The 14,117-nt window shown below is 36.3% G+C and carries 10 protein-coding genes; 1 reads left to right on the top strand and 9 read right to left on the bottom strand.

The window, feature by feature from the left end:
* Positions 1-5: 5 nt before the first annotated feature.
* The 3 genes from CWS31_RS07965 to pgi all read right to left on the bottom strand — a co-directional run bounded on the left by CWS31_RS07965 (position 6) and on the right by pgi (position 6,726).
* Complete coding sequence (locus tag CWS31_RS07965) at positions 6-1,532, bottom strand: tryptophan halogenase family protein (protein WP_101342838.1); 1,527 nt, start codon at positions 1,530-1,532, stop codon at positions 6-8.
* Positions 1,533-1,810: 278 nt separating this feature from the next.
* Complete coding sequence (locus CWS31_RS07960) at positions 1,811-4,507, bottom strand: TonB-dependent receptor (protein WP_101342837.1); 2,697 nt, start codon at positions 4,505-4,507, stop codon at positions 1,811-1,813.
* A 578-nt stretch (positions 4,508-5,085) separates the two neighbouring features.
* Positions 5,086-6,726: a glucose-6-phosphate isomerase gene (pgi, locus tag CWS31_RS07955; protein WP_101342836.1), complete on the bottom strand. Its 1,641-nt coding sequence runs from the start codon at positions 6,724-6,726 to the stop codon at positions 5,086-5,088.
* A 255-nt stretch (positions 6,727-6,981) separates the two neighbouring features.
* On the opposite strand from pgi, the gene CWS31_RS07950 reads away from it, so the two are divergent.
* On the top strand, positions 6,982-8,028 hold the full coding sequence (locus CWS31_RS07950) for a LacI family DNA-binding transcriptional regulator (protein ID WP_101342835.1): 1,047 nt from the start codon (positions 6,982-6,984) through the stop codon (positions 8,026-8,028).
* Positions 8,029-8,126: 98 nt separating this feature from the next.
* Here the strand turns inward: CWS31_RS07950 and CWS31_RS17565 are convergent, their stop codons facing one another.
* The 6 genes from CWS31_RS17565 to CWS31_RS07925 all read right to left on the bottom strand — a co-directional run bounded on the left by CWS31_RS17565 (position 8,127) and on the right by CWS31_RS07925 (position 14,014).
* On the bottom strand, positions 8,127-8,282 hold the full coding sequence (locus CWS31_RS17565; RefSeq protein ID WP_170252812.1) for a hypothetical protein: 156 nt from the start codon (positions 8,280-8,282) through the stop codon (positions 8,127-8,129).
* A gap of 219 nt (positions 8,283-8,501) precedes the next feature.
* Positions 8,502-8,852, bottom strand: a complete 351-nt coding sequence (gene rraB, locus CWS31_RS07945) for a ribonuclease E inhibitor RraB (RefSeq protein ID WP_101342834.1) — start codon at positions 8,850-8,852, stop codon at positions 8,502-8,504.
* Between the two features lie 340 nt (positions 8,853-9,192).
* Positions 9,193-9,963 (bottom strand): response regulator transcription factor, encoded by a 771-nt coding sequence (locus tag CWS31_RS07940; protein ID WP_101342833.1) that lies wholly within the window; start codon positions 9,961-9,963, stop codon positions 9,193-9,195.
* 167 nt (positions 9,964-10,130) lie between these two features.
* Positions 10,131-11,291, bottom strand: a complete 1,161-nt coding sequence (locus CWS31_RS07935; protein ID WP_101342832.1) for an ABC transporter ATP-binding protein — start codon at positions 11,289-11,291, stop codon at positions 10,131-10,133.
* Positions 11,288-12,916 carry an ABC transporter permease gene (locus tag CWS31_RS07930; RefSeq protein WP_101342831.1) on the bottom strand — a complete coding sequence of 543 codons (1,629 nt, stop codon included), beginning with the start codon at positions 12,914-12,916 and terminating at the stop codon, positions 11,288-11,290. The genes CWS31_RS07935 and CWS31_RS07930 overlap by 4 nt, the downstream gene beginning before the upstream one ends.
* 87 nt (positions 12,917-13,003) lie before the next feature.
* Positions 13,004-14,014: an extracellular solute-binding protein gene (locus CWS31_RS07925; protein ID WP_101342979.1), complete on the bottom strand. Its 1,011-nt coding sequence runs from the start codon at positions 14,012-14,014 to the stop codon at positions 13,004-13,006.
* Positions 14,015-14,117 lie beyond the last annotated feature (103 nt).

Here is a 14,117-nt window from a genome sequence, read left to right as displayed (position 1 = left end):
GTTGGTTACTTTTTAATTTTTTTCATGGCTGCTTTTAATCCCATCAACCACTCTTTGTGGTTTAATAAATGCTGGTCTGCTTGTGTTACGAGCTTATCGTTGTTGTTCAATACTGTACGGCTTTGCTCTATTTCAATGTTTGATAATACTGTCTTTCTAGTTTTAAATTTCATACCGTATAAAACATAAAGAAAATTTTTCTCGTCAAACAAATCAAATCGACTAAAGAAGTCAGATTGCTGTGGAGAATTGAGAGCAAATTTCTGTAAACGCTCTTTCAGTTCACTTGATAAATGTTTTTCGTCTTGGTTTTCAACCCAAAAATCAGAATCTGTGCGGTCAGATAAAAAGTAATGTAACTTGATAAAATCTACGGTTCTTTCCCATGCGTAGGTCACCGTTTTATTATAATAAGGTGCGATTGAGGTAAAATCGTCGGAATCTTTTGGAAAGTTTTTCGCTAATAATTCAATTGAAAAATCAGAAAGTAATATTGATGTTGCCTCTAAAGGCTCAAGAAAACCTTGTGCTAAACCTAAAGGAACACAGTTGTTACACCAAAATTGTTTTCTATACCCCACTTCCATCGGCAGTTTTTTAGGAGATAATTCGCTTTCCTTTATACCTAAATATTCGGCATATAAGGTTAACGCTTGAGCTTCATCCATGTGTTTGCTTGAATAAACAAAACCTGTACCTCGTCTTGTTGTTAACGGTATATCCCAAATCCAGCCCGCTTTATGTGCAGTTGCTGTGGTATAAGGGTTTATATTTTCGTTATCGTCAAGCGGCATTTGCTGTACAAGTGCGGTATCAACTAATAACTCTTTTGCTTTGCTTTCAAACGGCACATTTAAGCCATCACCAATAAGTACAGCTGAAAAGCCACTACAATCTATATAAAAATCAAACGCTAGGTCTGTATTTTCAGTAGTTGTAAGATGACTAATATTACCGTCGTCTGATTTTCTTATACCGGTGACTGTGGCAAATTGATGTTTAATATTGAATCTTTTCTTTGCATTATCGGCAAGTAAATCTGCAAATTTTGCGGCATTAAAATGGTAAGCGTAAGCTAATTCGCCTTCATACTCACCTGAATTTCGCATTTTAGGCGCTAAGCCAAGTTCGGCAATTCTTGCTTGAATCCCGATATCATCAAAAGATCGATTTCCGCCATGAGTATTCCAATAAGGAGTTACATTAAAGCCACTTGGATAAGGATCGTCAAAACTATGATAATAGTGGTTTTCTCCATGCTCTGCAGAATCTAACCAGTTTACAAATTTAATTCCTTGTTTGAAAGTTGCATCACAGCTTGTAAGTAATTCTGCCTCTGAAATACCAAAACGTTTTAAACCTTTCATAATATAAGGCACGGTACCTTCACCAACACCAATGGTGGGTACATCTTTTGATTCAATAACGGTAATTTCTATTTCAGGATCAGCACTGAGCTCTACACCAAGGTGATTAGCCGCTAACCAACCTGAAGTTCCAGCCCCAACAATAGCAATGCGTTTGATTTTCATATGCTTCTCCTATGTTACGTAATCTTGATCATGTTTAAGTATTTTTTAATTATATATTTCAGCAACATAACTGATGCTTTGTAATTTCAGCTAGCATTAAGCCATTATATTATCTGAGTTAGGTTACTTGAACGCTGCATAATATTAGTTAATTTGTTAACAAGTTAGGTTCCATTTAATTAATTCAGCTTTAACACAATAATAATCATTTATTGTAGATAAAAAAAAACCCAGCCAAAACTGGGTTTTTTAATTATTTTACCTATTTACGTGAGTACTTAAAAACTATAAGTAGCGCCTAAACTGTAAACAGTTTCGCCATTAAATGACCAAGTTGGGTAACCATCTTGTAGTGCAGGTTTAACTTCTGTACCAACTGCAGCTGCGCCATATTGAATGTCGTCTTCGCCAAGTGCGTTAACAACTTCGAAACTGAAAAGAAGGCTTTCTGTCGCGTTCCAACCAAGTGTTAGGTCTAACGTACCAAAGTCATCATGCATACGGTTACCATAGTACTTACCGTATTCACGAACCATGTACTCTGAACGCCAGTTATAGGCTGCACGAGCTGAGAACTCATCATTTTCCCAGTAACCAACAAGGTTAGTCATATGTTCAGATGCTTGAGTAAAGCGTGCAATTCCATCAGTATATACTTCAGAAGGAGCGTCATCATTTGCGTAAGTGTAGTTAACATTTACACCAAAGCCGTTATCCCATGCTTGGTTAAGCTGTAATTCAATACCATTAATTTTACCGCCACCAGCGTTTTCGTAGCTGCTTGTGTTCCAGCTATCAGCCGGAGGAACAAGGTCGGTATTAATAGTGCCAATTGGTACACCGATTTGAGGCTCAGTGCCTACAATGAAATCTTCAATAGATTTAGTGAAAATTGTTGCGGCTAGTAAGTTACCGTCGCCGTAGTAGTATTCAATACCTAAATCAAACTGGGTTGATTTCATTGGTTTTAAGTCAGGGTTACCGTAAGTAATATCTTCATTACCTGAACGGTCATCTGGGAAACCAGAAAGACTAGATAAGAACAAGTTATCGTAACCTGGGCGAGTAATCGCTTGACCTGCTGCGAAACGTAACATTACATTATGAGATAAGTCATAAGCGATGTTGAAGCTAGGTAGGAAATCATCGTAGCCACCGGTTTCACTTACAATATTTTGGCTCCAACCAGCATTTGTCGCTAATGCGTCTGCAGGAGAACCATCAATGTCATGACCAGAAGAAGTTACGTCTGTTTTAATGTAACGAACACCAAAGTTACCACGGTACTTGTCACCTGAGAATTTGAACATACCGTATAATGAGAAGTTTTCTTCTTCAATTAAACCGTAACCTGGGCGGCTATAAACAAATTCGTCAACTAAAGACAATGTGCCATTAATCATCGCATCAAGGTTACCTTTAGGTACAGTATAACCTGCTTCACCAATTTGCATCGTTCCGCTATATAAATCAACGCTATTGAATTCGTTTGGCAGTGACGTATCATAAACTGCATTATATTGTTCTCTTTCAAATTTATGATCGGTATAACGAACACCTGCTTCAAAGTTAGTTAATATACCCATATCTAAATTGAAATCAAAATCAAATTGTACATAAGATTCTTCGTCTGAGTTAGGTCCTTGTACACCTGTCCATTGAGAAGTTCCTACTGTTGTATCAAGTTGGTCAACTGTGAAGCTCATATCAGCGCCATCAATTTTAATTTCTTTACCTGTAGCGTCAACTTGACCATCCCACTTAACTTGGCCAAAATTATCACCCCACCAACCGTAACCAAAGTTTGCACTCATTTGAGTACCACCTTTAGCGCTAGTGTTACCTACAATACCAGTTACACTAAAGTCATCACCTGTATAAGTACCGCTTAATTCAAAGGTATCAGAACTCATTTCACCTTTACGTGCCCAGTTTTGGAAGAACACATCTGTTGGTGCGCTTGCAAGCGTATTACTTATTACACAAACACCTGCATCATTAAATTGTTCACACGCTGAAGGGTTAGTTGTATTACCAGGGCCCGCTGTACCGTCAGCTGGACTACCTACCCAGTTAGTATCGGTTTGAATGTACATGTTAGCGCCAATACTGTCGCCGCCTAAATCAAGCGACAATGCATGAAAACTAAACTCTAGGTTATCAGTAGGACGATATTGAATGGTTGCGTCAAGTGCTGTACGTTCTTGGTTTTGTTGAAAGCCAGAAGGTTGGATTGACGAACGGCCGCCCCAATCTAAATCTGATTCGGTACCACGACGTAAATATTCACGGTCAATATAAGCACCAGAAACTAAAATACCAAAAGTTTCATCATCATTTTTCCAGCTGTATAAACCAGATACTTCAGGGTTTGCTGTTTCGCTGATTGAACCATATTCACCTTTAACTGAGATATAAGATCTATGCGCATCTAAATCTAACGGTTTAAGGGTTTTAACAATAACTGTACCACCGATACCACCTTCAACTAAATTAGCTTGAGTCGTTTTATAAACGTCAATACCGCCAATTAAGTCTGATGGAAGCATTGAATAGTTGAATGAACGGTCAAGGTTACCTTGATCCCACCAACCAGTAGCTGAAACGTTTTGGCCATTTAGGGTAGTCAATGTCATCACTGGGTCAGTACCACGAATAGATACCGAGTTGCCTTGACCAAATTCACGACCTACTGTAACACCCGGAATACGAGCAAGTGCCTGGGCAACATCTGAATCTGGAAATTGGCCTACATCTTCAGAGCTTACACCATCAACGATGGCATCTGAAAAGCGTTTAGCATTTACACTAGCTCGGTTAGAACCAGCCATGCCTGTTACTTGGATAGTTTCAACATCTTTATCCGTTAATGTAGCAGCCGCTTCTTCAGCAGCTAACGCAAGTGATGAGGTACTTGCTAAGATTACTGCAATTGAGCTCGCTAGTACGCCTCTTTTGAATGTTTTAGTTTTCACAAACTTCCCCTTGATATGTTTTTTGATTTTGTTTGAATACTTAATATTCAAACTTATAGTAATAATTTTTATTTATTTCAGTGTAGTCACAATTTAGTGACTAAACTGGCCCTTTTATGACAGCGTTGTCATTACCGGATGACAGCGTTGTCATGAAGTTAACTAAACCTTACCCCTTATTTTATCGTTTGACCAGAATAAAATAGAAAAAAACATAAAAAACATACATAAAAAGTCATAACAAATTGATTTTAAAGGGTTTAAATATTTATATTTTTTTGTGTTAATTTGTTATTTGTCGAACTTATTAGCTGTTTAAGTTCAAAATAAAACCACAAACTTAGAATTATACTTTTTATTTAATAACATTAGGTAAAAATATTGAACTTAATTAGTTATAAAATTCATGATTTTTATATTGAACAAAGGTGCAAAAAAAAGGTAACAACAGCATTAACTGTTGTTACCTTAAATTGAATAATAACCTACAAAGTGATTTTTTTTAGTTTACGATTAAAATACGTTTAATTAATCGTCCCCTAATGGCAAAAATAGGTTCTTTTTACTTAAAGACAAAATTACTTAGCCGCTTGATAAAACTTCAATAAGCTTGCCGTTGAACAGTCATGTTGCTCTGAAATATCATTCGTCTCTAACTCTTTTTGAATCTCTGCAGCAAGTCCTTTACCAAGCTCAACTCCCCACTGATCGAAAGAACATATTTGTAAGAGAATACCTTGCACAAATATTTTGTGTTCATAAGCTGCAATTAAACTACCTAAGTTTTTCGGGTCAATACGCTTAAGTAATATAGTATTGGTAGGACGATTACCCTTGTGTACTTTATGAGGGGCTATTTTATCAATATCTTCAGCGTTAAGGCCTCTGAACTTTAAATCAGCACGCACTTGCTCTTCATTAACACCAGCCATTAATGCTTGTGTTTGAGCAAAGAAGTTTGACATTAAAGTTTCATGATGACCTTTTACAGGCGTAACACTCTTTACTGAACCAATAAAGTCAGCAGGTACTACATTATTACTTTGATGTAAATATTGGTAAAAAGCATGTTGACCATTAATGCCTAACTCGCCCCAAATGGAAGGAACTGTTGCATAATCAACTTCATCACCTTCCCAACTTACCGACTTACCATTACTTTCCATTTCAGCTTGTTGTAAATAAGCGGTCAACATATGTAAGGTTTGATCATAAGGTAAAATTGCTTGCGACTGAGAACCTAAGAAAGTGGTATTCCAGACACTGAGCATTGCTAGCACTACAGGGAAATTATCTTTTAATGGTGCGGTTTTAAAGTGTTCATCCATATCGTTGGCGCCACTTAATAACTCTTTAAACTTGTCAAAACCAAGATCGAGTGCAATAGCAAGACCAATTGCTGACCAAAGCGAGAAACGACCACCAACCCAATCCCACATATCAAAGATATTTTCTTCTTCAATACCAAAACTCATTGCTTTTTCTTTGTTCGCTGTTACAGCAACAAAATGTTTGGCAACCGCTTTCTCATCAAACGATGAGCTAGTTAACCAATTAATAGCAGTACGCGCATTAGTCATGGTTTCAGTTGTAGTGAAAGTTTTACTCGAAACAATGAAAAGTACTTTTTCAGGGTCGAGAGGACGGAGCTCTTCTGCGATTTGCGCGCCATCAACGTTAGAAACATAATGAACGTTTACGCTACCATCGCTATAGTGTTTTAATGCTTCGGTAACCATTTGTGGGCCAAGGTTTGAGCCACCTACACCAATATTAACAATGTCAGTAATACGTTTGCCAGAATAACCTAACCAATGTCCTTGACGAACTTTATCAACAAAAACTTCCATTTCTGCTAATTGGTTTTGTACTTCTTCAGTGACATTTACACCATCAACCATCAAAGGCTCTAAACTTTGACGACGTAAAGCGGTATGCAAAACTGCACGATCTTCAGTTTTATTGATTTTTTCACCCGCGAACATTTTAGTTCGCCAATCGCATACTTCCGTTTCTTCCGCTAACGCTAATAAAGCGGTCATGGTTTCACTATCGATTAAGTTTTTAGAGTAATCAAGTAGCATATTAGGCAATTCAATAGAGAATTTATTGAAGCGTTCGCTGTCTTGGGCAAACAGGGTATTCATGTGTTGAGATTTTTTATCTTGGGCAAGTTGTTGAAGTTTTTTCCAGCTTGCTAATGTTTGACGGGATGACATACTAATTCCTAGAAGGTGGTGTAGTAACAATTCTTCGATTTATCATAATGTTAAATTGAGTATTAGCTCCATTTAATTATTATGACATGTAAAAATATTGTGATACCGTATAAAAAAATGACAGCGCTGTCAATATTTTATATACTATATAGTAATGTAAATGTATCAATATTACTACCATCAGGTATGCTATTAATCAAAGTCAAACTAATACATACATTTGATACTTAATAATAAAATCAAGGTTACCGATAAATGAAAGCAACTATTAATGACGTAGCAAAGCAAGCAGGCGTTTCCATCAAAACAGTTTCTCGAGTGATGAACAATGAAGCATCTGTACGTCAATCAACCCGCGACAAAGTACAAGAAGTTGTAGCGCAACTTAACTACAAGCCTAATTTGGCAGCTCGTAACCTTGCCGGTACTAAGTCTTATTCTGTAGCTTATATTTATGATAATCCAAATGCTTATTATATTATTGATATGCAAAAGGGTATTTTATCCGCCTGTAAAAAACAGGGTTTTGAACTACTTATTCATCCTTGTGATTCAAAAGATAAAGATATTACCGAAGAGGTAATTAATATGATTAAGCAATCTCGTATTGCAGGGTTAGTACTTACCCCGCCTTTGTCTGAAATGCCTGACTTCGTAAAAGCATTATTAGATCTTGACGTAAAAATTGTGCGTATTATGTCAGGTGATGTTGCGCCAGATGATTTATGCCCTTGCGTGATGGTAAATGATAGAGAAGCGGCCCAAACAATTACCCAACACCTTATCGATTTAGGTCATACAGATATTGCTTTTATTGCCGGTGATGCGCACCATATGTCGACCATAGAGCGCTATAAAGGTTATAGAATAGCATTAAAAGAAAGTAATATTGCTTTTGATGAATCACTGCTTATTGAAGGTGAATATTCATTTGATTCTGGTGTTAGCGGCGCAAAACAGCTTATGAAACCGAAAGGTAAAGGCACTCGCCCTACCGCTATTTTCTCTTGTAACGATGAAATTGCCGCTGGTGCATTATTTGCAGCGAGATTAATGGGGGTTTCGATTCCGGATAAGCTGTCGATAGTTGGCTTCGAAAACAGTCCATTCTCTCGTCAAACTTGGCCAAAATTGACAACAGCGGATCAACCTAACAACCAAATTGCTGAAGATGCAACGAATCTGCTTTTAGGTTTAGTTCGTAAACAGAAGAACCTTGTTACAGTGAGTCAATATGTACCCAAACTTATTGTTAGAGATTCAAGTGCTACGCCAATAGATAACAAAACAGCCGTCGTTTAATACTCTGACTGATAACTCGCTGGTGATTTTATTTACAGTATTAGTGTTGGATGAGTTTGAAATGAATGAGTTAAAAAGATTTACTTTACTTCAAGGAATTACTTAATATTGAATGAGTCTTCTATTTTTTTGATTTTATCTAAATGATTGAGATGAGCTTTTCTTGCCGCAAAAACAAAGATACTCACAACAACAATAATTGAAATAATCAGTAGGCTATTTTCTTGGGTTAGTGCATATGTGAGCCAATCCATGGTCTATTTTCCTTTTTGTTAATCCTTTAAAACTGGTAAACCAGTTAGGTAGTCTATTTATAACTTAGCTTCACATCTTGTGTCAACTTTTTTAACACTACCATTAACAATTTAATAACAAGATAACAGTAAAAAAATAAAATATTTATTACTGTTTGGCAAGTTTTAGGTTATAAATAAATTGGAATAACCTTGGTTAGGCTTTAGATAACAACTAGATTATTCTTCGAAATAAGTGCCCCAACCATCATAGTCAACACCGCATTTTTTTGCTAATTCAAACATTTCTTGTGTTTCTTTTTTAATCACATCTACGTCTAACATTTGCTCTGTTACGATATCAAACGCAAATACTTTATCGCCATTTTCTAATTCTGCTTCTTCAGGCTCTTCAATTTCAAGACCTAACTTAAACGCAGCAATTGCCGACTTTTCTAATAAGTTAAAATCACTACTCGCAAAGTGGTGTTCTATCGTATGATACACTTCTTCATTGGTACCATCCTCAAGCAACTCGGTTACTAGCATATCTGTATGGTCAAACCATTGTTGTAATTCTTCATCAATCATAATTTGTTCCTGTTTTATTGCAATTTACTGTCAACTACCTCAGTTATAATATGTAGAGTTATAAATTGCTCTGGCTCCGTTAACATGAAGCTCTTAAAAATTATGTCGAGTATACAGAAAAAGTAACTAAGCTCAATGTTGTTTAAAGAATAGTTGGCTAATATTTAATTAATTTTCAAGTATTATTTAAACGAGTATGTGATGAGTAATTATTTTTATACTAACTAACTGCTGCTCTTTCGAGATTACCTTTACAGCAACATGTTTTATAATTAGGGAAAATGAAAAAAGCGAAAGGAATAAACCTTTCGCCTCATATTAGGATTAAACATGCGAGTAGTTAAGCGCTAATGTGATTAAACATGTAGCCTTGACCCCAAACCGTTTCTATTTGGTTATCTTTCATCCCGGCCATGGTCAATTTTTCGCGTAATTGTGACATTCTGACATCAAGAGTTCGCTCAACCCCGTTATAAGTTCGTCTTAATAGAGTGCTATATAATTCGTCGCGAGATAAAATATTACCTTGATGTTCAACGAGTGATTTCAATAAATTAAACTCAAATGTGGTTAATTTAACACCTTCACCATTGATAAAGCACTTTTGTGATTTAGGCTGTAAACATACATCCCCCATAGTCAAGCTAGCTAAATCTACTTGGTTAATAACAGGGTTTTGGCGACGTAACAACCCTTCAATACGCATCATTAAAATTCGGCTGTCCATTGGCTTTACTAGGTAATCATCAGCACCAAGTTTTAAAGCAGAAAATTGCTCTTGTTCACTATTGTTATCTGATACGATAAAAAGTATACCATCATACAAATGGCGAATATTACGAATTACCGATAGGCTTTCACTACCAGAAAAGCCTACATCTAAGACAATCATGTCAGGTCTATGTTCATCTAAATACTTTACTAAATCAGCTTTAAGCGAGTTACCCGCACATATTTTTGTAGTTTGATATGCCGTTTTATTATCATTAACTAGAAAAGCTTGACTGAGGTAACGATCATCTTCAATTAGTAATAATTTTTGCTTTAACTTTTCACTATTTTTAGCTTCAACTGTTGACGTATTTTGAACAAGATTTAAGCTTGATCCCATGACAGACTCCTTAATTTTACATAAGTTTAAAACGAGTACTGAACAAGTTTTAAACAACTTTATTTTGATAATAAAATTATAAAATCAAAGTAACTAAGAGACTGTAAGGTGTTGTTATGAAAGTGTAACAAGTTGCAATCAAAGTAAAACAAAGCTCAACAACAACACTAAGCCATTGATTTATTGAAAAATAACAAATTTTCTTGTTTGATATCTAATCGAACCTTTTGCTTTAAATTAAGAATATTGTCGCTGTATAAACTTAATTTAGTAAAGGCTAAATGACTAGCTTGAGTAGGGGGATCTGTGGGTAATGTATCTAAGCTTTGCAAGTGATAATGATAACCTTGCTCTGTCATACTAATGTACTCAACTTGTGCATTTGCAATTATGTTTTCAGCTAAATCAGTAGTGAGAATAAGTTGTGAAGGTTTAACCAATAAGTAGGTTAACGCTTGCTGAGCCGCTGCTGACTCAGAGGCTAGTTCAAATTCACCCAGTAAGCTTGTCGCAAGTATAGTGTTAAGTGAGGTTGTAACAGCACAAGGAAGCCAACTGCCAAGTTGCAAAAAATCAGCTACTTGATAACTGTTTGGCTGCTGACAAACAATACTTGGCTGATCAAATTGTAATAACTGACCTTGAGACATTACTGCCATTTTGTCAGCAAAGGTAAACACTTCATCTTTGTTATGAGTAACAAATATAGCTGTTGTTTTAAATTCTTTTAATAATAATCTTATTTCGACCATCAATTCATTTCTAAGGCGCGCATCAATATTAGAAAATGGCTCATCGAGTAATAATAACTTAGGTTTTGGCGCAAGCGCCCTAGCAATTGCCACACGTTGTTGTTGCCCACCAGAAAGTTGGTGGATATAACTATCACGGTAATCAGTAAGTTTTAATATGTGAAGTAACTGATCAATTTGTTGTGTTTGCTTAGCTTTACTAAGCTTAGCAATCCCAAAAGCAATATTCTCTTTGACTGTAAGGTGAGGAAATAGAGCATAGTCTTGAAAAATCATTCCAACTTGACGCTGCTCTGCCGGTAAGTTGATCTCGTCTTTATTGTTGGCTAGCTTACTATTGAGTATACGCCCATCAAGCGTGATCGTGCCTTCATTGACTTTAACAAAACCAGCAATAGTGTTAAGCAAGGTTGTTTTACCGCAGCCACTTGCACCAACGAGTCCTAAAATATCTCCTTCATTAAGACGTAGATCTAAACTTGATAAAATCACTTTGTCCTGTAGTTTTATTGATAATTTTTCGATAGTGAGCAAGATAGAAGTATCGTCTTGCGTTGAAGTGACTAACGAGGTCATATTTTTTTCTCACTTTTATTCAGCATTACAATTGGCAGCAAACCAAACAATACGATAAGAATAGCGCCCAATGCGCCTTGTTCTAACATTTCATCTGAAATCAGCTGATAAATTTTGCTACTTAAAGTTTCAAAGTTGAATGGCCTTAGTATTAACACCGCAGGTAGTTCTTTCATCGCTTCAACAAACACTAATAGCCAGGCCATGACAATGGCGGGCTTTAACAGGGGTAAATGTACTTTAATTAAGCTTCTATTTAGTTTAGCCCCTAATGTAGCAGGAGCGTAATCAAGTGAATGTGGAATTTGTTTAATACCACTGATAATAGTGCCATTAGCAATGGCAGAAAAGCGCACTACTAACGCAAAAACAACGGCAAAAATGGTGCCTGACAATAGTAAGCCAGGCGGAGTAAAACCTAGAAATTCTGCGCTATCATTAAGCCAGTGATCAAGCGGTCCTAATGTTGATAACATAGCCATTGCCAATACCGTGCCCGGTATTGCATAACCAAAACCCGAAATTTGTTGGGGGATTTTGGCGTATTTGTCGCTGTGTAAACGTTGATATAAACCTAAAATTAAAGCGATAAACACAGCAATGGTTGCAGCGATAACTGACATTTTTAGTGAGTTAATACCAATTGATAACAACCCGGTCAATTGCTCTACATCACTATATTCTAACGCCATATTAATGAGTAAAGCTAACGGTAATAAGAAACCTGATACAACCAAACTCCAACAAAAGAGGCTAGCCATAATCTGCTGACTTAATGATAACTGAATTAACTCCTTATTTAAGTTAGGTCTATTACTTTGATGACGTAAACCTGCCCTACTCCGCTGCTCTGCAAGTACAGCAAAAAGTATTAATAACATCAATATACTGGCTAACGCATTTGCTGCGCCAATATCACCATAACCAAGCCAAGTATCATAAATGACTGTGGTTAAGGTATTTACTGCAAAATATTGTACGGTAGCAAAATCAGCTAAGGTTTCCATTAAAACTAAGCTTGCAGCTACGGCAATAGCTGGCCTTGCTAAGGGTAAAGCGATTTTAAAAAAACTTTTTTTAGCTGATAATCCCAACAATCTACTAGCGCGAAATAGATTTTCATCTTGTTGTTCAAAAGCGCCGCGGCTAAGCATATAAATATAAGGAAATAGCACTAACGCTAGCATTACAGACGCACCAGGTAATGTTCGAATATCAAAAAACCAATAGTCTGCAGGCGAGTTCCAAGTAAAAGTAGAACGTAACATTCTTTGTACAGGGCCTGCATAATCAAATAAATCAGTATAAAGGTAGGCAACTAAATAGGCAGGCATTGCCATGGGCAAAAGCAGCAACCAACGTAGTTGTTGTTTAAAAAAAACATTTGTCTGGGTGATAATAGCCGCACTAATAACACCAAAAAAAAGTGCTAATAAAACAACCAACAAACCGAGCCATAAGGTGTTTACAAGATAGGTTGGCAATACAGTTTGCCATAGATGAGAAAACAATTGAGTAGAGGCACTGATGCCACCCACAAGCATAACTAGCACGGGTATAATAAGACCCAATGCTAGTGTATAACTAATAAACGTCCATGGTTTACTTTTATATAGGGCTATCACAATATTGCCGCTGTAATATCATGCCTATTGATGAGCATACTTCTATATATCATATATGTAATGAACGTAACCCTTTACTGCGATTTATTATAAATCAAACTGGGCTTGATCAATCAATTTCAGGGCTGTTTTACGGTTTTCAGCAATCGCTTCTAACGGTAAATCATCCGCTTTAAACTCGCCCCAAGATGCAACCAACTCAGAGGCTTCTACATCAGCTCGAACCGGATATTCCATATTAGTTTCAGCATAAAGTTGTTGTGCAGGTTTAGACACTAAAAATTCCATTAACATCTGTGCATTTTTACTATTTGGTGCATATTTAGCCATGGCAACACCTGATATGTTAATGTGCGCGCCACGATTCTTTTGATTAGGGAAGTTTATATAAACTGCATCAGCCCATACTTTTTGCTTTTCGTCTTTTAGCATATTACCAAAATAATAACTATTACCTAATGAGATATCACACAAGTTTTGATGAATAGCTTGAACTTGACCACGATCACTGCCTTGTGGTTTACGTGCTAAGTTTGCTTTAAATTTTTTCAGCCAATCTAGCGTGTATTCTTCACCATGCTCGCTGATCATAGCGGAAACTAATGCAACATTATAAGGATGTTTGCCACTTCGCGTACATATTCGATCTTTGTATTTAGGGTCAGCTAAGTCTTCATAGTTTATATCTATTTCACCAAGGCGTTTAGCAGAATAAATATTACGAACGCGCGTTGTTAATGCAAACCAAGTATTGTCTTGTGCATGGTATTGCTTTGGAATAGCAGCATTTAAAACTTCAGAATTAACCACTTGCACGAGATCTTTATCGCGTAATTCAACTAAACGACTTATGTCTGTAGTAAGTAATATATCTGCGGGGCTATATTTCCCCTCACGTTCTAGACGTTCGGCCATACCATTTTTAGCAAAAACCACGTTTACTTTAACACCTGTTTGTTCAGTGAACTTAGTAAACAGTGGTTCAACAAGAAAAGGTTGTCGATATGAGTAAACATTTACTTCTTCAGCAGCACTTACGTTAAAGCTACTAACTAAAAACAATGAAAGGAATGTACTATAAAATATTTTTTTTAACATAAAATTTGTCTCAATAAAACTTTTGCTTAAATTGTACAATGACCACTTTTACTGTCAATATTTTTGAGAATAATTCTCATTAACAAGTTAGGTTACACAAACA

Origin of the sequence: Colwellia echini, from assembly GCF_002843355.2 — a bacterium.
Lineage (GTDB): Bacteria > Pseudomonadota > Gammaproteobacteria > Enterobacterales > Alteromonadaceae > Colwellia > Colwellia echini.
Note: the sequence above shows the minus strand (reverse complement) of the source record. Positions and strands in the feature narration are given on the sequence as shown.